At 62.9% G+C, this 21646-nt stretch carries 19 protein-coding genes; 4 read left to right on the top strand and 15 right to left on the bottom strand.

Going from position 1 to position 21646, the window contains the following annotated elements:
• Nucleotides 1-56 precede the first annotated feature (56 nt).
• The 5 genes from ACP691_RS12330 to ACP691_RS12310 all read right to left on the bottom strand — a co-directional run bounded on the left by ACP691_RS12330 (nucleotide 57) and on the right by ACP691_RS12310 (nucleotide 4210).
• Nucleotides 57-242: a hypothetical protein gene (locus tag ACP691_RS12330; RefSeq protein ID WP_426149693.1), complete on the bottom strand. Its 186-nt coding sequence runs from the start codon at nucleotides 240-242 to the stop codon at nucleotides 57-59.
• 89 nt (nucleotides 243-331) lie between these two features.
• Nucleotides 332-1495, bottom strand: a complete 1164-nt coding sequence (locus ACP691_RS12325; RefSeq protein WP_426149692.1) for a lactonase family protein — start codon at nucleotides 1493-1495, stop codon at nucleotides 332-334.
• A gap of 65 nt (nucleotides 1496-1560) precedes the next feature.
• Nucleotides 1561-1833, bottom strand: a complete 273-nt coding sequence (locus tag ACP691_RS12320) for a DUF5629 family protein (RefSeq protein ID WP_426149691.1) — start codon at nucleotides 1831-1833, stop codon at nucleotides 1561-1563.
• A gap of 52 nt (nucleotides 1834-1885) precedes the next feature.
• Nucleotides 1886-2878 (bottom strand): AraD1 family protein, encoded by a 993-nt coding sequence (gene araD1 / locus ACP691_RS12315; RefSeq protein WP_426149690.1) that lies wholly within the window; start codon nucleotides 2876-2878, stop codon nucleotides 1886-1888.
• 21 nt (nucleotides 2879-2899) lie between these two features.
• Nucleotides 2900-4210 (bottom strand): MFS transporter, encoded by a 1311-nt coding sequence (locus tag ACP691_RS12310; protein ID WP_426149689.1) that lies wholly within the window; start codon nucleotides 4208-4210, stop codon nucleotides 2900-2902.
• A 198-nt stretch (nucleotides 4211-4408) separates the two neighbouring features.
• Between ACP691_RS12310 and ACP691_RS12305 the strand changes: the two genes are divergently transcribed.
• On the top strand, nucleotides 4409-6157 hold the full coding sequence (locus ACP691_RS12305; protein ID WP_426149688.1) for an IlvD/Edd family dehydratase: 1749 nt from the start codon (nucleotides 4409-4411) through the stop codon (nucleotides 6155-6157).
• Between the two features lie 13 nt (nucleotides 6158-6170).
• Here the strand turns inward: ACP691_RS12305 and ACP691_RS12300 are convergent, their stop codons facing one another.
• Nucleotides 6171-7175, bottom strand: a complete 1005-nt coding sequence (locus tag ACP691_RS12300) for a hypothetical protein (protein WP_426149687.1) — start codon at nucleotides 7173-7175, stop codon at nucleotides 6171-6173.
• A gap of 23 nt (nucleotides 7176-7198) precedes the next feature.
• Here ACP691_RS12300 and ACP691_RS12295 point away from each other — a divergent pair, with 23 nt between their 5' ends.
• Complete coding sequence (locus tag ACP691_RS12295; RefSeq protein ID WP_426149686.1) at nucleotides 7199-7951, top strand: hypothetical protein; 753 nt, start codon at nucleotides 7199-7201, stop codon at nucleotides 7949-7951.
• 214 nt (nucleotides 7952-8165) lie between these two features.
• On the top strand, nucleotides 8166-8942 hold the full coding sequence (locus ACP691_RS12290) for a FadR/GntR family transcriptional regulator (RefSeq protein ID WP_426149685.1): 777 nt from the start codon (nucleotides 8166-8168) through the stop codon (nucleotides 8940-8942).
• Between the two features lie 47 nt (nucleotides 8943-8989).
• Here ACP691_RS12290 and ACP691_RS12285 read toward each other — a convergent pair whose 3' ends face one another.
• The 8 genes from ACP691_RS12285 to ACP691_RS12250 form a co-directional block, all read right to left on the bottom strand.
• Nucleotides 8990-11356 carry an efflux RND transporter permease subunit gene (locus ACP691_RS12285; RefSeq protein ID WP_426149684.1) on the bottom strand — a complete coding sequence of 789 codons (2367 nt, stop codon included), beginning with the start codon at nucleotides 11354-11356 and terminating at the stop codon, nucleotides 8990-8992.
• The gene (locus tag ACP691_RS12280; protein WP_426149683.1) at nucleotides 11353-12339 is read right to left on the bottom strand and encodes a WD40/YVTN/BNR-like repeat-containing protein; all 987 of its coding nucleotides are present in this window, start codon (nucleotides 12337-12339) and stop codon (nucleotides 11353-11355) included. The genes ACP691_RS12285 and ACP691_RS12280 overlap by 4 nt, the downstream gene beginning before the upstream one ends.
• A 166-nt stretch (nucleotides 12340-12505) precedes the next feature.
• On the bottom strand, nucleotides 12506-15163 hold the full coding sequence (gene pepN, locus ACP691_RS12275; RefSeq protein ID WP_426149682.1) for an aminopeptidase N: 2658 nt from the start codon (nucleotides 15161-15163) through the stop codon (nucleotides 12506-12508).
• A 12-nt stretch (nucleotides 15164-15175) separates the two neighbouring features.
• Nucleotides 15176-16006 carry a DUF2797 domain-containing protein gene (locus ACP691_RS12270; RefSeq protein WP_426149681.1) on the bottom strand — a complete coding sequence of 277 codons (831 nt, stop codon included), beginning with the start codon at nucleotides 16004-16006 and terminating at the stop codon, nucleotides 15176-15178.
• On the bottom strand, nucleotides 16003-16263 hold the full coding sequence (locus tag ACP691_RS12265) for a YeaC family protein (protein ID WP_040260645.1): 261 nt from the start codon (nucleotides 16261-16263) through the stop codon (nucleotides 16003-16005). The genes ACP691_RS12270 and ACP691_RS12265 overlap by 4 nt, the downstream gene beginning before the upstream one ends.
• 23 nt (nucleotides 16264-16286) lie before the next feature.
• Nucleotides 16287-17159: a rhomboid family intramembrane serine protease gene (locus ACP691_RS12260; RefSeq protein WP_426149680.1), complete on the bottom strand. Its 873-nt coding sequence runs from the start codon at nucleotides 17157-17159 to the stop codon at nucleotides 16287-16289.
• On the bottom strand, nucleotides 17156-18127 hold the full coding sequence (locus ACP691_RS12255) for a metallophosphoesterase (RefSeq protein WP_426149679.1): 972 nt from the start codon (nucleotides 18125-18127) through the stop codon (nucleotides 17156-17158). Before ACP691_RS12255 ends, ACP691_RS12260 begins: the two co-directional genes overlap by 4 nt.
• Complete coding sequence (locus ACP691_RS12250) at nucleotides 18127-19017, bottom strand: NAD(+) kinase (RefSeq protein ID WP_040260648.1); 891 nt, start codon at nucleotides 19015-19017, stop codon at nucleotides 18127-18129. The genes ACP691_RS12255 and ACP691_RS12250 overlap by 1 nt, the downstream gene beginning before the upstream one ends.
• Nucleotides 19018-19129: 112 nt before the next feature.
• On the opposite strand from ACP691_RS12250, the gene ACP691_RS12245 reads away from it, so the two are divergent.
• Nucleotides 19130-20059: a DUF1853 family protein gene (locus tag ACP691_RS12245; RefSeq protein ID WP_426149678.1), complete on the top strand. Its 930-nt coding sequence runs from the start codon at nucleotides 19130-19132 to the stop codon at nucleotides 20057-20059.
• Here ACP691_RS12245 and ACP691_RS12240 read toward each other — a convergent pair.
• Nucleotides 20053-21348, bottom strand: coding sequence for an MFS transporter (locus ACP691_RS12240; protein WP_426149677.1), 1296 nt, complete (start codon nucleotides 21346-21348; stop codon nucleotides 20053-20055). The two genes, ACP691_RS12245 and ACP691_RS12240, sit on opposite strands and share 7 nt — an antisense overlap.
• Nucleotides 21349-21646 lie beyond the last annotated feature (298 nt).

The raw sequence follows: 21646 nt of genomic DNA, 5'->3' as shown, positions 1-21646 counted from the left end.
CTCGCGATCAGGACAACGTTGCCAGCGTCGCTGACGCCTGCGAGGGTTCCCGCGGTTTATTGAGCGTCACCGACCTTGTGGCTGAGGGCAGCGTAGAAATGGGCGCTTTTGCGCAAGTACTGCTGGGTATAGCTCTGGGTGGACGCTCCGTTCTTGTCGGCTTGGCCGCTGGCGCTGGCTGGCAGGGCGACCGAAGCGGAGATGGCGGATGCGGCGATAACAGAGAAGAGATTGAAGTTCATGATGGCGTTCCTCCGGGAAGTGAGTGACTGTGAAGCCAACTTACTCCCCGAAGCGGGCCCGCTGAAATTCATTGGGCCGTTAGCCGTTATTACTGAGATTGATGCGAGGCCTGGAGGAATTTCACGTCCGAAGGCGCATCGATCGCATAACGCTGCACCGTACCCTGCAGTTGCCCGGTACGCGGGTCCCGAGCAACGACCACGATCTCATTGCTCTTCTGGTTGGCGATCAGCACGAAACGGCCGGTAGGATCGAGGGTGAACTCCCGTGGGTGGTCCCCTTCCACCGATCGCCGCTGGATCGGCTTAAGCCCACCGGCCTGGTCCACCGCGTAGACCACCAGCTCATTGACGCTGCCCCGGTTGCTCACATAGAGGAACTTGCCGTCAGGGGCCAGGTGCAGGCCCGCACCGGCGCCTGTCACGGGCGTTTGCCCTGGAGCCAGGTCTTGCAGCTGAGTACGCACCAGGTTGCCGGCCTGCCAGCTGAAGCTTGCCACCTGAGCGGGCATCTCCAGGGTAAGCCAGGCATGTTCACCACTGCGGTCGAACAGCAGGTGGCGCGGACCGCTGCCAGGCGGCAAGGTGACAGCCGCTGGGCTGGCGGGGCTCAGAGGCATCTTGGCGTCCGGCTGGTAGCGATAGATGAAGACCTTGTCGGCGCCCAGGTCATTGGCGTAGACAAAACCCCGGTTGCTGACGACCGAATGCACATGCCCACTGGCCTGGCGCTCGGCGTTCACCTTGCTGGCCGCGTGGCTGAGCTGCTGGACCACCTCGCCCAGCCGCCCGTCTCGCTCCACAGGTAGCACCGCCAGGCTGCCGCCGGGGTTCGGCTGTACCGCATAGTTGGAAACGAAGAGGAAACACTCGTCCGCGCTGAGGCTGGAGTGGGTCGGCTCCTCCCCGCGGGTCTCGACCTGGTTGATCAAGGTCAGCTCATGGGTGGTCGGGTCAATGCGGTAGCTGCTGACCCGGCCTATCGTGTCTTTCTGCCCGGGGCCATTTTCATTGACCACGTACAGTCTGTCCTGGGCCTTGTTGAGGGTCAGCCAGGACGGGTTGTCTGCCTTTACCACCTGCGCGGGTGCCCTGGCTATCTGGCCGCTGTCACTGTCGAAGGTCAGGCGGTAAAGGCCTTGGCTCGCGCCTTGGGTATAGGTTCCAACCAGGAGGTCATAGGAGCTGGCCTGGGCCAGGGGGGCGCCCAGGGCGGCGCCGGCAAGGGTAAGCGACATCAGTACTCGCAGCATGAATTAATCCTCTCGTGAAGACCGTACACGCGCGCAAAAGTTGAAGCCCAGACGGCTGGCGGATCTTATTCTTGGTCATCATCTTCGTCGGCGGAAAAGGCACTGAGCAAGCGCAGCCGGTGTTCGACACCTGCCGCGGCAATCTTCCAGCAGTCCTGTTCACCGTCGAAGCTTGCGGCGGCAACCGCTTGGAGGTCGAAATGCCAGCGCCGTTCCGTTCGCCCATCCATGCACAGCAAGCCGAGCCCGTCATCGGCCAGGCCGAATTCGAAACAGTAGAGCTCATCGATGACGAGCATGTCAGCGCTTTCCAGCGCTTGGGCCAGGGATAGGCTCATGGAAACTCCACAGAGGTAAAAGGCGGCATTCTACCCCTGCGGTGTTGGCGAGTTACAAAACCTTCACGCCGCCTGGGTGGAACACGGCCTCGGCCGGGACGATGCCATTGACCAAGGGCGCGCCGAAGGCATCCAGGTCGATTTCGAAGCGGTCACCGGGGCGCGCGGCGATGCCGTCAGCGAAGGATAGCGTTGCCGTGCCGAAGAAGTGCACATGCACGTCGCCTGGCCTGAGGAACTGCGCGTACTTGAAGTGGTGATATTCCAGATTCTCGAAGCTGTGGCACATATTGGCCGCGCCGCTGAGAAACTCTTTCTCCCATAGCACCTTGCCGTCCCGGTGAATGCGGCTGGTCCCGGCCAGATGCTCGGGTAGCGGGCCAACGCGCAGCTCGGGGCCGAACGAGCAGGCGCGCAGCTTCGAATGGGCCAGGTAGAGGTAGTTCTTGCGCTCCATCACATGGTCGGAGAACTCGTTGCCTAACGCGTAACCCAGGCGGTAAGGCCGGTGGTCCGGGCCGATCACGTACAGACCGGCCAATTCCGGTTCCTCGCCAGCGTCCTCGGCGAAGGGCGGAAGCGGGAAGGCAGCGCCCGGGCGTACCAAAATGCTGCCGTCACCCTTGTAGAACCATTCCGGCTGCACGCCTGCCTGGCCCGCCGGCGGCTTGCCGCCCTCCACGCCCCACTTGAACACCTTCATGCTGTCGGTGATGGCGCTATCGTCCTGAGCTTGCTGGTGCATCTTGTCCCGCGTAGAGGCACTGCCCAGGTGGGTCAATCCGGTACCGGTCACCAGCACATGGGCGGTATCAGGGTGATCCAGGGGCGAAAGGATGCGCTGCTCTTCGAGCAGTCGCTGGTAGTCCAGCCGCTCGCCCCGGCGGTAGCTGTCAACCTGGGTTGCCAGGTCACGCCCCTCGCCTATGGCTTGCAAGGCTAGTTCGCGGGTGCTGGTGACACCCAGCAGCAACTGGACCTGTTGTTCTTCGACCAGGCCTACATGGCGGTTGCCATCGGCAGTTTGCACTTGTACTAGACGCATGGTGAGGCTCTCTCTGGCAGGTCAGGAACGGGCGCTGGCGGCGAATTTTTCCGCGGGCAAGGCATGGCGCTTCTCCAGCACCCGGTACACGATGAACGTCAGCACCAGGCCAAACAGCATGACTCCGGTGAGGAAATAGAGGCCGCTGGCCAGTTGGCCGGTGGCCTCTTTCAGCGCGCCCACCACGAAGGGGCCCAGGTAGCCGCCCAGGTTGCCGACCGAGTTGATCAAGGCAATGCCTGCCGCGGCGCTGGCGCCAGCGAAGAAGCGACCCGGCAGTGTCCAGAATACGGCCGTGCAGGAGAACAGCGAGAACGCCACCAGGCACAGGGCCGCCAGTTGCAGGGCCGGGCCGGCCAGCCAGGCCGCGCCGAACAGGCCGGCGGCCCCCAGCACATAGAGCACGGCGAGGTGGCCATAGCGATCATTAAGACGGTCCGAGCTGCGCGGCACGATCAGCAGGCCAATGATGCCGAACACATAGGGCACCGCCGAAATGAAGCCCGTTGTCAGGTCACTGCCGCCGAACTGCTTGATCAGGGTGGGCAACCACAGGCCCAGGCCGTAGATGCTCAGCGTAACCGGCAAGTAGAACAGCGACAGAAGCAGTACCCGAAAGTCCTTGAGCGCATGCAGGGGGTTGCCGTGGCGGGTCTGTCCGAATTCGCGCAGATCCTTGTCCAGTTCGGCGGCCAGCCAGGCCTTCTCAGCGTCGCTGAGCCAGGTCACCTGCCCTGGGCCGTCCGGCAGCCAACGCAATACCGGCCAGGTCAGCAGAATCGCCGGCACGCCGATGACGATGAACAGCCACTGCCAACCGTGCAGGCCCAGCACCCCGTCCAGCCCCAACAGGCCGCCGGAAACCGGGCCGGTGATCATCATGGCGATAGGCTGGGAAAGGATGAACAACCCCAGGATCTTGCCGCGGTGGCGGACTGGAAACCACTGGGTAATGTAATAGAGCACGCCAGGGAAGAACCCTGCCTCGGCGGCCCCGAGCAGGAAGCGCATGACATAGAAGCTGGTCGGTCCTTGGATGAACGCCATGCCGATGGTGATGGCGCCCCACGTAAGCATGATTCGGGCGAACCAGCGACGCGCGCCGAAGCGCTCCAGCATCAGGTTGCTCGGGATTTCCAGCAGGAAGTAACCGATGAAGAACAGGCCGGCACCCATGCCATAGGCGGCATCCCCGATGCCGACGTCTGCCCCCATGTGGAGTTTGGCGAAGCCCACCGCGGAGCGGTCCACGTAGGCAATCAGGTACAGCAGGACAAGGAACGGAATCAGCTTGAAGGTGATGCGGCGTATAAGCCCGAGTTCCTGGCTCATGAGGCGGTCTCCAGGTCTGTTGTTGTTATGAACCTGTCTAGGGCGGGGCTTCGACCGGACGTTATGGCCAACACCCCTCTTAGAGGTTGCTGGACTATATAGTATTACTATTTGAGCAACAAGTGCTTCCAATTAGGCGAGACTACGCCTATTTTAGAGGAACGCGCCATCATTAGTCTTACAATAAGAGAGCCCGCCATGTCTGATACGCCTGACAAGAAACCCACCCTGCGCTCGGCCCAATGGTTCGGGACCAACGACAAGAACGGCTTCATGTACCGCAGCTGGATGAAGAATCAGGGCATTGCCGATCACCAGTTCCATGGCAAGCCTATCATCGGCATCTGCAATACCTGGTCCGAGCTCACCCCCTGCAATGCCCACTTCCGTCAGATCGCCGAGCATGTAAAGCGCGGCGTGCTCGAGGCCGGCGGCTTTCCGGTCGAGTTTCCGGTGTTCTCCAATGGCGAGTCGAACCTGCGCCCCACCGCCATGCTCACCCGCAACCTGGCAAGCATGGATGTAGAAGAAGCCATTCGCGGCAATCCGGTCGACGGCGTGGTGCTGCTCACCGGTTGCGACAAGACCACCCCGGCCCTATTGATGGGCGCCGCCAGTTGCGACGTGCCGGCCATAGTGGTCACCGGCGGGCCTATGCTCAACGGCAAGCACAACGGCCGGGACATCGGCGCCGGCACCATCGTCTGGCAGATGCACGAAGCCTACAAGGGCGGCCTCATCGGCCTGGATGAGTTCCTTTCCGCCGAGGCCGGCATGTCCCGCTCGGCGGGTACCTGCAACACCATGGGCACCGCCTCGACCATGGCCTGCATGGCCGAGTCCCTGGGGGTTTCGCTGCCCCATAACGCCGCCATTCCGGCGGTGGACTCGCGGCGCTATGTACTGGCGCATATGTCCGGCATGCGCGCCGTGGAAATGGTCAAGGAAGACCTGCGCCTGTCGAAGGTTCTGACCCGGGAGGCCTTCGAAAACGCCATCCGCACCAATGCCGCCATTGGCGGCTCCACCAATGCGGTCATCCACCTTAAAGCCATTGCCGGACGCATCGGCGTGGATCTGGAACTGGACGATTGGACGCGTATCGGTCGGGGTACCCCCACCCTGGTGGACTTGCAGCCCTCGGGCCGCTTCCTGATGGAAGAGTTCTACTATGCCGGCGGGCTGCCCGCGGTGCTGCGCCGCCTTGGCGAACATAACCTGCTGCCCCACCCCGACGCCCTGACCGTCAATGGCAGGTCGCTCTGGGAGAACGTGAAGGCCGCGCCTATCTATGGCCAGGATGAAGTGATCCGGGCCATCGATAATCCCCTGGTCGCTGACGGCGGCATTTGCGTGCTACGTGGAAACCTGGCCCCCAATGGCGCGGTGCTCAAGCCCTCGGCGGCCACGCCGGCGCTGATGCAACACCGTGGGCGCGCCGTGGTGTTCGAAAACTTCGAGATGTACAAGGCGCGGATCAATGACCCGGATCTGGATGTGGACGCCGATTCCATCCTGGTGATGAAGAATTGCGGACCCAAGGGTTACCCCGGCATGGCCGAGGTGGGCAACATGGGCCTGCCTGCCAAGCTGCTGGCCAAGGGCGTGACCGACATGGTGCGCATTTCAGACGCCCGCATGAGTGGCACCGCCTACGGCACGGTGGTCTTGCACGTAGCCCCGGAAGCGGCCGCCGGCGGCCCCCTGGCCGCGGTTCGCGAAGGCGACTGGATCGAACTCGATTGCGCCAGCGGCCGCTTGCATCTGGACATCAGCGATGAAGAGCTCGCCGCTCGCCTGGCGGACTGGCAACCGGTGGCGAGCAACCTGATCCCCGGCGGCTACCGCCAGCTCTACATCGACCATGTGATGCAGGCAGACCAAGGCTGCGACTTCGACTTCCTGGTAGGCTGCCGGGGATCAGAGGTGCCGCGGCACTCGCATTGAGGCGGGAGCTACGTCAACCGAACTTCAGCGCGTAGTTATTGCGCACGTGTCGGTTGACATAGCTGGTCAAGCCGGTACCCCGCCTGGCCAGTCGCTGCATCTGGTAAACCGCTGCCAGCCCCGGGCGGTTGCCATCGTAGAGGTAGAGGGTCGAACGGCCGACAAAACGCAGCGTGATGCTATCGCCGTCAATGCGATAAGCCACCACCCCGCTGTTGCCGTTCGGGCTGGCATAAGGTTGCATGACGCTGGCGGCCTCCGATGCGCCTTCGGTGTCCGGCGTTGGGGTGGGTGCTGGCGTCGGCGCCGTGCGTATGCCCTGCTCCGCGTCCCGCACGGCGCGGTTGACCTTCTTGCGCCACCCCGGCCAGCTCTCCGGCTTGTTCTTTCGGGTGAACTGCCGCTGCTTGCTCAGGTAGTCGCGCGTGAAGGCAGCTTGAGTAATTCGGGGCATCGTCGAGATAGTGTCGCTGGACTTCACCAGATCGCCGGTCCGGTTAGACCACATGGCCAGTTCGGCGATGAAACCCAGGCTCGGGTGCTCCCGGTCAAGTTCGCCCGGGCCGTTGGGGTTGCGTTCGGCCGCCCGCAGGGCACGCTCCACCTCCTGCATGATGGCATCGAGCTGAAGCTTGTCCACCTCATCCACCAAAGCCTTCTGCCGCATAAGCGCCGCATCCACCAGGGCTATGTCGCCCTTGCCCAGTGACTGCGGTTTGTTGAGCGCGGTTTTGTAAATCGCTTGCGCCCTGTCCCTGGCCAGGTGCCCAGCGGCTACGTCCGCATCCAGAATTTTCTTGAAATATTCCTGCGCCCTTGAGTTTTCAGCATGACTGCCCGTGTCATGCTGCATCTTGCCAAACGCCAGGCCGCTCTTTCCCGTTGAAATGCTGGCCTTATAGGGATTGGTTCTTGCTACCTCGCCACTTTTCACGGCAAGGTACACAAACTGTCGCAAAACCGCCGGGGATGGACCTTTTACCCTTTGCGCACCCTGTGATTCAATCTCGTTTCCCATTTCACTCATCCTTTAGTGCACGAATGAACAAACGATCTTGTTTGCTCGCCGTCATTGTGTTCGGCTGGGCGGCGACCATTCAGGCTGAAGAACTTCCTTTCTATCAGCGCAACGGTTATATCTTGGAAACACTTTCTTCGCCCCTGAAAGAGAAAGCACTGGACCAACTGGCCGCCAACCGTGAATTCCAGCGGATGCGCGGGGCCAGGGAAAGTTGTGAAGACGTCTACCGCCTGCTGGATTCAACTGGCCAGGTGGTCAGCTACGCCAGCCTGTGCAGAACCCGTCATGAAGGGTTACAGGGCTTTTTCTGCTGGACGGAGTCAGCCGAGCACTATGGGTATACACGAAAAACCCATGCGGCGAAGCCGGCCTGGATAGGCGATGCCACGCTGCATGGTTGCGGCGGTGTCTTTGTACGAGACCCGGACATCGGCTCAAAGCGCGACCCGCTCAACGCCGATGGCACGGAAGATGACACTACCCTGGCGGAACTTGGTTTGGGCGACAAGCGCCCCGTTATGACCATGCTGGATACGGACATCCAGGATCTAGGCTTCAATATTCCCTTGCGCTATTGCGATAAAACACGCCTCATAGACTTGGGCCCGGAAAACAATACTTATTACGGCGCACTCTGCGAGATTGACGATGACGGCACCCAGGCGCTTATCTGCTTTGACAATATGGTAGGCCATTTCGGCCTGTTCACCCGTTATCAAGATACTTCGAAATGGGTCGAACATACTCTTTATCGATACTGCTGGGGCGGCTGATGGCCGACCGTTAAAACCTACACCATCCGTCAATCAACAACGGGCGAACCCAACGAAGTTTCGCGCCGAGCCGCCGCGGGACATATCGTTTTCCTAATTCAATCGGGAAGTTTGAACAGCGAAGCGTACGGGCATCAAGCCAAACCCTGGTACAGCCCCCAAGCCGCTTGCGCTATCATGTTGGCTTCGCCCGTTTCAGGTCTTGCCCCACCCCATGGATTATCGCAAACCTTCAGATCGCAAGAGCATGCATGCCCGAATCGTCCAGGAGCTGGGCATGCATATCGTGTCTGGCCGGTTTCCGCCGGATCAGAAGCTGCCGCCTGAAGCGACCCTGTGCGAGGAATACGCCGTCAGCCGGCCGGTGCTCCGGGAAGCCACCCGAGTACTGGTGGCCAAGGGGTTGGTGTACTCGCGCCCCAGGGTTGGCACCGTGGTCAAGCCGCGCAAGGAATGGCACCTCCTGGACCCGGACGTACTGCATTGGGTGATGCAGACCACGCCACAGAACGAGTTTTTCGCCCTGCTCACCAGCGTGCGGGCCATTATCGAACCGGCGGCGGCGGCCTTGGCGGCACAGAACGCCACGGACGAGGATGTGACGGGCATCAGCGAGGCCTACCAGCGCATGGAGGCGGCCAAGACGCCCGATGCGGTGCTGCAGCCGGATCTGGACTTCCATAGCCGTATCGCCGATGCCACCCACAACCCTCTACTCGCTCACCTGTGCGACATGCTAGCCATGGCCTTGCGCGAGGCCCTGCGTCACTCCAACCAACGCCCAAACCTTCACGAGCTGGCCCTGCCTCGACACAAGGCGATTCTGACCGCCATCGAAAACCGCGACCCCCTTGGCGCCCAGCATGCGGCCCTTGTTCAACTGGACGATGCCCGCACAGCGCTCAACGTGGTGCTGGGCCAACAGCTCGGGCTTGCCCATCCCGCCACCGCGGGCGAGGCTGGCAGAAGCGATAGTCGGCCCGATCATTAGATGATCGGCAAGGAGACCCAGCTTGCGCTGGGTACCATGGGAAGGGGCTACCGACGTTCAGACCTTCGGGCTACCAGGAAACGGGCCAGCGCCGGCAACAGCCACAGGGCGCCGAACATGTTCCAAAGCAACATGAAAGTCAGCATCAGCCCCATGTCCGCCTGGAATTTAATGTCTGAGAACATCCAGGTCGCCACCCCGATGGCCAGGCACAGGCCAGTGAAGAGCACGGCCTTGCCGGTGGAGCGCAGGGTTTCATAGTAGGCCTGCTGTAGCGGCAGACCGGCTTTCAGGAAAGTGGACAATCGGCTGTAGATGTAGATCCCATAGTCCACGCCAATACCTACCCCTAGCGCGATCACCGGCAAGGTCGCCACCTTCACGCCAATGCCCATGGCCGCCATCAGGGCATTGCCAAGCACGGAAGTAAGCACCAGAGGCAATACGATACAGAGCGTGGCCGCGACCGAGCGGAAGGTAATGAAGCACATCACGGCCACGCACAGGTACACCAGCGCGAGAATGGTCCGTTCAGCCGAGGCGATCACCTCGTTGGTAGCCGCCTCGACCCCGGCATTGCCGGCGGCCAGCAGGAACTTGAGGTCGTCCCGGTCGTGACCGGCGGCGAAAGCCTGCACCGCCGCGGTGACCGCCTTGAGGGTCTCGGCTTTATGGTCATTGAGAAACACCAGTACAGGGGCCAGGGAGCAGTTGGCGTTATACAGACTGTCGGCCCGGGCGATGGAGTTGTTGAGCACATCCTGGTTGCGCGACAAGGCTTCCCACTTGAGGCTACCCTCGTTCATGCCCTTGATCACCTGCTTGGAAACGGTAACCAGGGACACCGCCGATTGCACCCCCGGCGTGCCCTCCAAGGCCCAGCTCAGCTCATCGATGGCCGCCATCACCCGGTAGCTGGAGCATTGCTCTGCACCGGTCTTGACCATCACCACCAGTACGTCCGAGCTGGTGGAGTAATGCCCGATGATGAAGGCGTTGTCCTGGTTGTAGCGTGAGTCCGCCCGCAGCTCCGGCGCGCCCTGGTCCAGGTCGCCAATTTGAAGGCGCTGGCTGTACCACAGGCCAACCCCGAAGGCGATCAATGCCAGCAGCAGCGAAACCGGCGCTACCCGCGGGCTGGCGAACGTCGACAACAGGCGCCAGAAGCGATGCTCACGGTGGGCGTCCCGCCGGCTGCGTGCCACGGCGCCAGGACTGATGCCAACATAGGAGATCGCCACCGGAAGCAGAATGAGGTTGGTGAATACGATCACCGCCACTCCCACCGAGGCACCGATGGCCAGCTCGCGGATGACGCCGATATCGATCACCAGCAGGGTGATGAAGCCTACCGCGTCCGCGAGGATGGCGATCATCCCGGGCAGGAAGAGCTGCCTGAAGGTGCGCCTGGCGGCCGTCAGCGCGTTGTCGGCTTCACTGGACTGCAAGGCGATGCCGTTGATTTTCTGAACGCCGTGAGAGATGCCAATGGCAAAGATCAGAAACGGCACCAGCATGGAATACGGGTCCAGACCGAAACCCAGCACATGCATCAGGCCCAGTTGCCAGACCACTGCGACCAGGGTCGCCAACAGCACCGCGAGGGTGCCTCGCAGGCAGCGGGTAAACCCCAGCAGCAGTACCAGGGTCACCACCAGCACTACGGCGAAGAACATCACCACCATCACCAGGCCGTCGATCAGGTCGCCTACTTTCTTCGCAAAGCCGACCATGTGGATGCGAACCTGCGGGTTCTGGGCCTGGTACTTCTCGCGCACCTGGGCTTCCAGGGCATGGGACAGCGCGCGGTAATCCAGCTGTGTCACCGAGCCGGGATCCTGCGGGTCGGCATAGCGCTCCAGCAAAGGCACCTCGATGATGCTGGAGTGAAAATCATTGGCCACCATTCGCCCCACAAGGCCCGACTTGAGCACGTTGTCACGCAGGCGCGCCAGGCTTGCCGCCGAACCATCGTAACCTGGCGGAATGATCTCCCCACCGGCGAACCCTTCTTCGGTGACCTCGGTCCAGCGCACGCTGGGGCTCCAGAGCGACTTGAGGCCGGCCCGGTCCACTCCGGGCAGGTAGAACAGTTCGTCGTTGATCTGGCGCAAGGTTTCCATGTACGCCGGCTGGAAGATATCCCCTTCCGTGCTTTCCACTGCGATTCGCAGGCTGTTTCCCAGGTTCGCCAGGTCGTTGCGATGGGCGAGCATGTTCTGGACGTAGGGATGACCCAGGGGAATCATCTTTTCGAAACTGGTCGACGGCCGGATCTGCAGCGCTTGCCAGAACAAGAGCAGGCTGGTCAGCAGGCATAGCCCGATGACCGCGGGGCGGTGATTGAAGATCAAGCGCTCGAGCACACCGACACGCTGCGACTCCGCCGGAGGTGGTACCAGGGCCTGGTTCATGGCATGCGCTCCGTAAGCTCTGTGGGCCGGGCCTGATGGGCGCCGCCCTGCCCGACCAGCCAAAGGTCGCCACCGGGTGCCTGGGCTACCGCCGCCAGCGCCTGGCGGTCCGGTCGCGTGCGGCTGCTGAAGGTAGCGCCGTCGTCCTGGCTGTAAAGTACCGCGCCTCCATTGCCGACGATCACCAGGGCACCGTCGGAAAGCAGCGCCCCTCCCGCCAGGCCACTGTCCAGGGCCCCTTGGCCGCCTACGATGGTCACCGCCTGCCAGGAGTCGCCGCTGTCGGTCGAGCGCAGCACATTGCCTCGTAGCCCGTACACCAGCAGGGTGCCAGGGGCATGGGTCGCCAGTACGCCAAAGAACGAGCCCTGGTAGGGGCTGTCCAGCCGCTCCCAGTTCAGGCCTTGATCACGCGAGCGAAACAATCCGCCCTGCTCGCCCACGATGAACAGGGTGCCGTCGCCACTGGCGCAGATGGCATTGAGGTGCAATTGATCGGGATTGTCGAGTCGAGTCCCGGCCTCTTCCCAATGTGCCCCACCGTCTTCGGTAGCCAGCAGTTCCCCATAGGCACCGATTGCGATGCCATGCTGGGCATTGGCGAACCAGACATCCAGCAAGGGCGCCTCGCGCTCTGGTGCCTGCCGTTGGATCGTCCAGTGGCTGCCGCCGTCGACAGTGGCGAGAACCTGGGCGTCGTGGCCGACAGCCCAGCCATGCTGAGGGTCGGCGAAGAACACTGCCGTCAACAGGGCCTGGGTAGGCGAATCCGCCAATTGCCAGTTCCGCCCTTGGTCATCGGAATACAGGATTTGCCCGCGGGCACCTACGGCTACCAGGCGGTCGCCTGCCGTCGCCACGTCGACCAATAGGCTCCGAAGGGCGCGCTGCGCCGCTGTAGAAGCCGGCTCGGCCTGCGTGGGCCGCATTGGCAAGGCCCAGGCCGCGAGCAGCGCCAGGGCAAGAAAAAGGGGTTTCCCCATGGAGCCTTCCCTTGTTGTGTTGTTATCGGTGGCTGCTGGAGAAGGTTATAGCGAAGTCAGGGGCCATGGGAGGCCCCATTCACGCCAGCAATGAAGCAGGTGTGGCCCGTCGCATGGCGTCGAGCGCCCCTTGAGGGTCCGACAGGCGCCGGGGCGCCTGCCTGCGTCAGGCCAGGCTCTTGCTCACCACTTCGAACACATCGCTGGACAGCGGCCCGCTGGCCTTGATGCGCTCCAGCTCCCCCTTCATCAACGCCTGGCTGGCGCCACCGAACTTGCGCCAGCGGGTCAGCGGCGTCAATTGGCGGGCGGCGATCTGCGGGTTCAAGGCATTGAGCTGGACCACCAGGTCTGCCAGGAAGCGATAGCCGCTGCCATCCGGGGCATGGAAGTTGATGTGGTTCTGCCCGGCGAAGGCGCCGACCAGCGCCCGCACCTTGTTGGGGTTGCGCAGGCTGAAGGCCGGGTGCTGCATGAGGGCCTTGACGCGCTCCAGGCCGCCGGGAAGCGTGCAGGCCGCCTGCACGCTGAACCATTGGGCCATGACCAGGGGATTGTCCTTGAAATGCTCGGCGAACGCCTCGAGGGCCTTGGCCCGTTCAGCCTCGAAGGAGGAGTTGACCAGCACCGCCAGGGCCGCCAGACGCTCGGTCATATTGTCGCAATGGTCATACTGTTCGAGCGTGGCCTGCAGCACTTCTGGACGACCGCTGAGCATCAGATAGGACAAAGCGATGTTCTGCAGGCTGCGGCGGGCGAAATGCTCGGCGCTGGCTTCGTAGGCGGTGGCCCGCGATACGTCCCGATTGGCGCTGTAGCGCTTCCAGAGCCCGTCGAACAGGGCCTCGGCAATGCGCTGGCGGGCGAATTCACGAGCGGCATGAATGGCCTGCACATCGGCCACTTCGCTTAGCTCCATCAGGTAGGCTTCACCAGGCAAGGACAGCATTTCGGCGACCATGGCCTGATCCAGGCTCGTATCGGCCAATACCGTGCCCAGCGCTGTGATCAAGCGCTCGTCCATGTGCAGGGGCTGATGAGCCTGGTGCTGGCCTACAAGCTCCTGAAGCACCTGTACCGCCAGTCGCTGGCCGGCGTCCCAGCGATTGAAACCATCGCTGTCGTGCTGCATGAGGAACATCAACTGGTCACGGTCGTACGGGAAGCTCAGCTTCACCGGCGCGCTGAACCCACGCAGCAAGGACGGCAAGGGCTTGGCGGCCACGCCCTCGAAGGTGAAGGACTGCTCGGCTTCGGTCACCGCCAGCACGCGTTCGGTGCCGGTGGCCGCGGCCTCGCCGTGCAGGCGCAGCGCGATATCGCGGCCTTCGGCGTCCAGCAACCCAAGGGCCACGGGAATGACGAACGGCAGCTTCTCGGCGCTTTCCGGGGTGGCCGGGCAACTTTGGCGGAAGGTCAGTGTGTAGGTTTGCGCGGCCTGGTCGTAGGCTTCGCTCACAGCCAGACGTGGGGTGCCCGCCTGGCTGTACCAGCGTTTGAACTGGGTGAGGTCGGCGCCATTGGCGTCTTCCATGGCCTTTACGAAATCATCGCAGGTCACTGCCTGGCCATCATGGCGCTCGAAGAACAGGTCGCTACCCTTGCGGAAGCCTTCGGCGCCCAGCAGGGTCCGAATCATTCCGACCACTTCCGAGCCCTTCTCGTACACGGTAAGGGTGTAGAAGTTGGATATCTCCATGTAGCTGGCCGGGCGCACCGGATGGGCCATGGGGCCGGCATCCTCGGCGAACTGATGTGTACGCAGGTAGGCGACGTCCTCGATGCGTTTAACCGTGGCCGAGTTCATGTCGGCGGAGAACGCGGCGTCGCGGTAAACCGTGAAGCCTTCTTTCAGGGACAGCTGGAACCAGTCGCGGCAGGTTACGCGGTTGCCGGTCCAGTTATGGAAATATTCGTGGGCAACCACCGCCTCCACGCGCTGGTGGGCGGCATCGGTAGCCGTCTCGGCCCGGGCCAGGACGCAACTGGAGTTGAAAATGTTCAACCCCTTGTTTTCCATGGCGCCCATGTTGAAATCGTTGACCGCCACGATCATGAAAATGTCCAGGTCGTACTCACGGCCATACACCTCTTCATCCCAGCGCATGGACTTCTTGAGGCTGGTCATGGCGTGCTGGCACTTGTCGATGTTCTCCGGCTCGACATAGATGCGCAGGGTCACGTCCCGTCCGGAGGCGCGGGTGAAGCTGTCTTCCACGCACCAAAGGTCTCCGGCCACCAGGGCGAAAAGGTAGGCCGGTTTCTTGAAAGGGTCTTCCCAAGTGGCCCAGTGACGGCCGTCCTCGCCCTCCCCGCTGGCGATAGGGTTACCGTTGGAAAGCAGGATAGGGTAACGCTGCTTGTCCGCGCTCAGGCTGGTGGTGAACCGGCTCATCACGTCAGGGCGGTCCAGGTACCAGGTAATCTTGCGGAAGCCTTCGGCTTCGCATTGGGTGCAGAACATCTTCCCGGACTTATACAGCCCTTCCAGGGCGGTATTGGTTTCCGGATGGATGCGCACGCTGCTGTCCACCACGAAGTTTTCGGTCGTGGGATGCAAGGTCAGGTGCGCGTCGTCGACCTGGTATTCATCGCTGCCCAGGTCCCGGTCATCGAGCTTCAAGGCCAGCAGTTCCAGTTCCTGGCCGTCCAGCACCAGGGGTGGCAGGCCCGGGCCGGCCGCGGGGTTGCGCCGCATCACCAACTGGGCATGCACCAGGGTGTGGTCTTCGTGAAGCTCGAAGGTCAAGTGGGTTTCGTCGATCAGGTAGTCGGGGGCCCGATAGTCCTTCAGGTAGATCGTCTTTGGCTGTTCGGTGCGCATGGCCTCGTCCTTCTACTGGTGCACGGCGAGCTGGTAGGCCGTGTATTTGCGAATGTTGATCACGCCGGTGTCGAATATCAGGTATTGACCCTTGATGCCGGTCAGCGTGCCTTCGGCCACCGGGGCCTTGTCCAGGTTGAAGCTGGTGATCTTGCCCGGATACGCCTGCACCGGATAGCGAATGTTCACTACTTCGGCGTCCGGGATCGGCTGGATCGCCTGCAGGCCGAAACGCTCCTGCAACCGGCTGATACCCGCGGCGCAACTGTCGAACAGTCGCTCGCGCAAAGCGGGCAGGTCCACGGCCTCGGCATCGCCCTTGAGCAGCGCGCGCCAGTTGGTGCGGTCCGGCACCTGGGTGCGGAACAGATCTTCCACCAGGCCCGATTGCTGCCGGGTGGCCACTCGCAGGATCGGCAGCGCCTGGCTGGCTCCCTGGTCGAGCCAGCGGGTGGGCACCTGGGTGGCGCGGGTAATGCCCACCTTTACGCCCGAGCTATTGGCAAGATAGACGATATGGTCCGTCATGCAGAATTGCTCGCCCCAGGATGGCTCCCGGCAGGTGCCATGCTCATAGTGGCAGCGCTCCGGGCTCATGATGCACAGGTCGCAGGCGGCGAGCTTGATCATGCAGGGATAGCAATACCCCTGGCTGTAACTGCTCTTGGTGCGCTTGCCACAGTGACTGCAATGGATGGCGCCCAGATATTCCAGCTTGAGCGTGCGACCGATCAGTGGGTTGAGGGGCACCCGCGTCTCGCCCAGGCGCAGGTCATAGCAGGCCTGCTCGTTCTCGATGCGAATGGCCATTTTGCTGACGGAACCACGTCCGAGTTCGATCAATGGATGGCATCCGACTTGAACAGGATATTGGCCACGGGCACGGATTTGGAGCTGCACTCCTGCGGCCCCATGTAGCCGGTGCGCTGTTCTTCGGGAAGGTTCTGCGCTTCCCAGGCGATCACTGCCTGCAGCGACAGCTCCTTCTGTTCCTGGGTCAGCTTGCGCCCATCGGACCATTTCCCGATCTCCACGGCCAGTTTCAGGCTCTCGTAGATTTCAGGCGTAATGTTTTCGATCATGTCAGCGAAGGTGGTCATCGAGGCATCCGGCGATTGGAAAGTCAGCCCATTTTACGGCGAGCGAGCGCCCCACCCAAGAGCCCAGTGATAGAACCGATCAATAGCCCGCCCAGGTGCGCCCCATTGGCGATCTCGCCAAAGCCCAGCGCACTGGCGGCCCCCATCAGGCAGAGGCCCAGCCAGGCCAGCATCATGATCAGCACGCCCTTGGGCATTCGATACAGAGGCGAGGGCGCGAGCCAGTTGAAAAGCCAGAGATGGCCCAACAACGCATAGAGCACTCCGGAAAGCCCGCCGAACAAGGCAGGGCCACTCCACAGGTACTGTGTGAGATTGGAGACGGTCGCGAAGAGCAAGGTGAGCCCGGCCAGGACCAGCGACCCCTGGCGCCATTCGATCCGGCGGCCCAGCTCCCAGTACCAGAGCCCGTTCATCACCAGGTGCAAGACCCCGAAATGGATGAACATCGGCGTGACCAGGCGCCACCACTGCCCTGCCTCCAGGGTCGGCAACCAGGGCACGAACCAGGCGTAGTCGCCTTCGAGGTGGAAATCGACGAAGGTCAGCCAGTGCAGCGGCGCCAGGTTGTCCCCCAGCAGGCTGATAACGCCCACCAGCAGGCATGCCAGCAATACCATGGCAGTCACCGGGCTCGCTCGCAATTGCCGCCACAAGCCCGATGGCTGGCGCGGAACGGCAAGCGCCGCGGGCGCGATGCCTGGGGTGTTGTCCCCTTCCGGATATCGCTGGTGCAGCGCCCGCACCTGCTCGGCCAACTGTGGGGTCGGCACCCAGAGCACCTGTTCCGGCCCTTCCTCCGTGACCCGGTGCGGCACTTGCAAGCGACGCAACAGCATGACGAAGCCTGCCAGGTTCTCGGCCACCGGAAGCCTTAATGCCGCAATGGGCTTCATTGCCCATGCTCCGGCCGACCCACATCCACCCATACGAACTTGGCCGGGTCCAGCATCGTCTCGTGATCCAGCCGATAGGCCACCAGCTTCCCGTACAGCACCGCGCTGTAGTCCAGGCAGGCCAGGTTGGGACGTATGGGGGCGGGGCGACCACTGCGCCAGTAATGCCCTACGAACAACAATGGCTCGTCTGGCCGATAGCGCAGCAAGGCCTGCTTCTCGCTGGGGCTCAGGGGCAACCTGGCGACGTCCTCGGGCAAGCCGTCCGGCTGGAAGACCACATCGCCATAGGTTTGCGGGTCGTCTTCCCAGAACTTGGTACGAAACAGCGACCGGCTCAGGCCGTCACGCCCGACGATGGCCTGCCCGCCCGGCAAGCGCATGTCGGTGCCGCGCAGCAGCCGGTCGAAACACCTGGCTGCGAAGCTCGACGCCACGCTGGAGGCCTGGACGAAATGAGGGTCCACCCGGCCATCGGGAAACGCCTGGCGCAGCGATGCGATCAGGTCGCCATCCCAGCAGGCGTGGACCAGGCGGAAGCGGCCCGCGTCCACGAACAACGGCAACTGGTAGAACCACTCGAGAAAGTCTTCCCAGTCCCGTGGGTGCTGGGCAAACTGGTCCAGGGTTTCCTGGATCAGGCGCTGATGGCGAGGCGTATGTTCACGCACGTAATCCTTTCCCGACCCTGGAAGGGCCGGAGTGATCCAGCCCAGGGCGTTGAATTCGTGGTTACCCATGATGCACCACGCCTGTCCCGCCTCGACCATGTCATGCACGATGTGCAGCGCCTCGCGGATACGCGGCCCGCGGTCGATGATATCGCCCAGGAAAACCGCTTGGCGCTGTGCATGGCGCCATACCCCACCCTGGCGCCGGTAGCCCAGGGTATCGAGCAGATGCTCCAGGGTGCGGGCGCAGCCATGCACGTCGCCGATCAGGTCGTAACTTCGGCACGGGTCAAGCATCACTCGCCCCCGCCGCCGAGCCGGCTACCCCAACCCAGCTTGGTGCGGCAGACCTCGTAGTAGTTGTGGTCCAGAGGGTGGATCAGGCGCAGCTTCTGCGGTTTTTTCCTGACCGTGACAGTATCGCCCGGAGCGCAGGTGAAATGGTTCTGGCCATCGCAGGACACCTGGGGATAGATGGTCATGTCCTTGGCCACCACGATCTTGAGCTCGCTGTTGCCATCGACCACGATGGGCCGCCCGGACAGGGTATGGGGATACATGGGTACGATCACGATCGCATCGAGCTTGGGGTGCATGATCGGCCCACCCGCGGACAGGGCATAGGCCGTGGACCCGGTGGGGGTGGCAACGATCAGGCCGTCAGCCTTCTGGCTGCATACGAACTGGCCATCGATGTAGATTTCGAACTCGATCATGCGAGTGGATTTACCGGGGTGCAGCACCACGTCATTGAGCGCATCACCCTGACCGATACCTTCGCCGTGACGGCGCACCTCGGCCTCGAGCAGGAAACGGCTTTCCACCAGATAGTGCCCGGCCAGAACCTCCGCCACCTTGGTTTCCAGCTCGTCCGGGCGAATATCGGTAAGGAAGCCGAGGCTGCCGCGGTTGACCCCCAGCACCGGGATATGATGCCGCGCCAGGGCCCTGGCCGCGCCCAGCAGGCTGCCATCGCCGCCTACCACGATGACCAGATCGCACACTTCCCCCAGCATCTTGCGCGTGGAGGTCTGCAAGCCATGGCCGGGCAACACCTCGGCGATGGTGTCTTCCAGGATCACATGCAAATGCCGTTCGACGAGGAATTTCTTCAGGCGCCGAATGGTGTCCAGCACCTGAGTACTACCGAGGCGGCCGATGATACCGATATTTCGAAACTGCTCCATGGGGCTCCCGGGCTTTCAGGTGAGGCAAAGGCCTCGATTATGAGCCAAAGCGGCATCCCAGACAAAAAGCGACGAGGCGGATAAACCCGGCTCGAGCGGCTATGCTGCCCGAATGAACCCTTTTTCCGAACTTGCCCACTTGCCTCGCGCCTTGCGTCGGCCCGCCGTGCGGGACCTGGCCTGGGTGCTGACGTCGCCAGCGATACTCAGCCAGGCCCCCTGGGCTCAACGCCATCCACTGCAGGGCAGTGACTGGGCGCGCGACCCTGAACGGCTGGCCCACTGGGTGTGCCTGCTGGACAGTGACGACAGGCTTTTGAGTGACTGGCTGGCGCTGAGTTCGACGCACCGGCTTGGCGTCTATTACGAGCGCCTGTGGCAGTTCGCCTTGCGCGAAGCCCCCGGGGTGGAGCTGTTGGCAGCCAATCTGCCCGTGCGCAACGGCAACCAGACCCTTGGCGAGATGGACGCCCTGTTGCGCGACCGCGACGGGGTGCACCATCTGGAGCTGGCGGTGAAATTCTACCTTGGCCGCGACGATGCCAGCGGCGAAGAAACCTCGCACTGGCTCGGGCCTGGACGCGATGATCGCCTGGACCGCAAGCTGCTGCACCTGAGCAGCCATCAACTGACGCTGTCCGGACATCCCGCCGCCCGGCAGCGCTTGCACAGTCTCGGCCTGGATGCGCCGCAGCCCTGGCTCTGGCTGGGTGGCTACCTGTTCTACCCCTGGCATGCCCATGGCGAGCCTCCCGCTGGTGCCAATGCGCAGCATGCACGTGGAGAGTGGCTGCACCGCTGCCAGTGGCCGGCGGTGGCGGCTACCGCAAGGGGGTACTGGCAGCCGCTCCCTCGGGCCAGTTGGCTGGCGCCGGCGCGCTGCCCTACCGCCCAACTGACCGATGCGTTCAGCCTTCAGCATTGGCTGGAGGCGCTACCCGCCGACGCGCCCGCCCAGCTTCTCGTTCGCATGGTTCCAGAGGGAGAGTTCGCCCACGAGGCTCAACGGCTGTTCCTGGTCAGCGACGGCTGGCCTCATTGAAACTCGGCCTGGGGGATCATGGCGCTGCGCCAAGCCAGCGCGCAGGCGATCCCTACGAGTCCCATGAGCAGGCTGTAGCCCGGCAGTACCCAGGCGCTGTCGGGCACCAACGCCAACACAGCCAAGGGCGTCAGGCTCGCCCAGAGCGCATAGGCCAGGTTGTAGGTCAAAGAAATGCCGGATACTCGCACTTGCGCGGGGAACAGGCCTACCATCACCGACGGCACCACCCCCACGACCCCGCTGCACAAACCGGCCAATGCATAGGCCGGACCGGTCAAGCCCCAATCCAGGATCAGGTCGCCATAGAGAGCCAGGGTGCCTAGCGGCAGCAACAGGCTGTAGAGCAGCAGCGCGCGGCGCGGCCCGACCCGGTCCACCAGCAGGCCGGCCAGGACGCAGCCGATGTTCAGGAAGACAATGCCCAGGCTGCTCAAGGCGAAGGTATCCGCCGCCGCCAGGCCGAAGCGCTGCTGCATCAAGGTGGGCGTCAGCACCACAAGAATCACCACCGCGGTGGTCAGCACGCAGGTCAACACAACAGCAGGCAGGAGGCTCGCCCGATGTCTGCGCAGCAGCTGGGCCAAGGGCAGCCCGGCCATGGCCTGACGGCGCTCGCGCATGGCCAGGAACACCGGGGTTTCGCTGAGCAGGCGCCGCAACCACACGCCCAGCACGCCGAACAGGCCGCCCAACAAGAACGGCAGGCGCCAGCCGTAATCGAGCATCTGCTCGGCGGTAAGCGAGCGTGCCAGGGCCGTGGCGACCAAGGCTCCGAGCAGGTAGCCGAAGGTCAATCCGGCCTGCAGGAAGCCCAAGGCATAACCTCGGCGCTCGACGCGAACATGCTCGGCAACGAATACCCAGGCGCTGGGCACCTCGCCGCCCACGGCCGCCCCCTGTAACACTCGCAACGCCAGCAAGGCCAACGGCGCCAGGTAGCCGATGTCGGCGTAGACCGGCATGATCCCGACCAAAAGGCAAGGCACGGCCATCATCAGGATACTGAGGCTGAACATCCGCTTGCGCCCGAGGCGATCGGCATAGTGCGCCATGACCAGGCCACCCAGGGGGCGGGCCAGGTAGCCGGTGGCGAAAATGCCGAAGCTCTGCAACACCCGCAGCCACTCGGGCATTTCCGGGGGAAAGAACAGGGTCGACAGGGTCAGCATGAAAAATACGAAGATGATGAAGTCGTAGATCTCAAGCGCGCCGCCCAGCGCCGCCAAGGCCAGGGTCTTGTGATCGGCGCGGGTGAGCGAGGCAGGACTTGCGCGGCTTGGAAACATGGCGATGGCGGTCTCGTATCAGGCCCACTTCCTTGTGGCGATGCAAAAGCGCGAAGGATAACAATATTGCGAGGGATGACGTGACTTGACGTCAAGACAGGTACGGCTCGCGCTGTTCGCCCACCTTTGTAGCCATAGACCAAGGCAGCGACCCCTCTCCCTGCTGTCTATTTTTTTAAGCTGTGGCACCGAATATCGTTTGACATATTTTACAGGGTTGGCAGACTTCCGTTCCGTGCCGCCAGTGCCTTGCAAGCCTCGCCGCGTGCCAACAAAAATAAACAGCCATTCGCGGTGC

It is taken from the genome of Pseudomonas sp. DC3200b2 (assembly GCF_049895785.1).
GTDB classification, from domain to species: domain Bacteria; phylum Pseudomonadota; class Gammaproteobacteria; order Pseudomonadales; family Pseudomonadaceae; genus Aquipseudomonas; species Aquipseudomonas massiliensis.
This window is presented reverse-complemented; position numbering and strand designations above follow the sequence as displayed.

Bases quoted from the DNA above. Each gene is read 5' to 3' on its own strand.
- ACP691_RS12330 (WP_426149693.1), bottom strand. From the start codon at position 242: ATGAACTTCAATCTCTTCTCTGTTATCGCCGCATCCGCCATCTCCGCT.
- ACP691_RS12325 (WP_426149692.1), bottom strand. From the start codon at position 1,495: ATGCTGCGAGTACTGATGTCGCTTACCCTTGCCGGCGCCGCCCTGGGC.
- ACP691_RS12320 (WP_426149691.1), bottom strand. From the start codon at position 1,833: ATGAGCCTATCCCTGGCCCAAGCGCTGGAAAGCGCTGACATGCTCGTC.
- araD1 (WP_426149690.1), bottom strand. From the start codon at position 2,878: ATGCGTCTAGTACAAGTGCAAACTGCCGATGGCAACCGCCATGTAGGC.
- ACP691_RS12310 (WP_426149689.1), bottom strand. From the start codon at position 4,210: ATGAGCCAGGAACTCGGGCTTATACGCCGCATCACCTTCAAGCTGATT.
- ACP691_RS12305 (WP_426149688.1), top strand. From the start codon at position 4,409: ATGTCTGATACGCCTGACAAGAAACCCACCCTGCGCTCGGCCCAATGG.
- ACP691_RS12300 (WP_426149687.1), bottom strand. From the start codon at position 7,175: ATGGGAAACGAGATTGAATCACAGGGTGCGCAAAGGGTAAAAGGTCCA.
- ACP691_RS12295 (WP_426149686.1), top strand. From the start codon at position 7,199: ATGAACAAACGATCTTGTTTGCTCGCCGTCATTGTGTTCGGCTGGGCG.
- ACP691_RS12290 (WP_426149685.1), top strand. From the start codon at position 8,166: ATGGATTATCGCAAACCTTCAGATCGCAAGAGCATGCATGCCCGAATC.
- ACP691_RS12285 (WP_426149684.1), bottom strand. From the start codon at position 11,356: ATGAACCAGGCCCTGGTACCACCTCCGGCGGAGTCGCAGCGTGTCGGT.
- ACP691_RS12280 (WP_426149683.1), bottom strand. From the start codon at position 12,339: ATGGGGAAACCCCTTTTTCTTGCCCTGGCGCTGCTCGCGGCCTGGGCC.
- pepN (WP_426149682.1), bottom strand. From the start codon at position 15,163: ATGCGCACCGAACAGCCAAAGACGATCTACCTGAAGGACTATCGGGCC.
- ACP691_RS12265 (WP_040260645.1), bottom strand. From the start codon at position 16,263: ATGACCACCTTCGCTGACATGATCGAAAACATTACGCCTGAAATCTAC.
- ACP691_RS12260 (WP_426149680.1), bottom strand. From the start codon at position 17,159: ATGAAGCCCATTGCGGCATTAAGGCTTCCGGTGGCCGAGAACCTGGCA.
- ACP691_RS12255 (WP_426149679.1), bottom strand. From the start codon at position 18,127: ATGCTTGACCCGTGCCGAAGTTACGACCTGATCGGCGACGTGCATGGC.
- ACP691_RS12250 (WP_040260648.1), bottom strand. From the start codon at position 19,017: ATGGAGCAGTTTCGAAATATCGGTATCATCGGCCGCCTCGGTAGTACT.
- ACP691_RS12245 (WP_426149678.1), top strand. From the start codon at position 19,130: ATGAACCCTTTTTCCGAACTTGCCCACTTGCCTCGCGCCTTGCGTCGG.
- ACP691_RS12240 (WP_426149677.1), bottom strand. From the start codon at position 21,348: ATGTTTCCAAGCCGCGCAAGTCCTGCCTCGCTCACCCGCGCCGATCAC.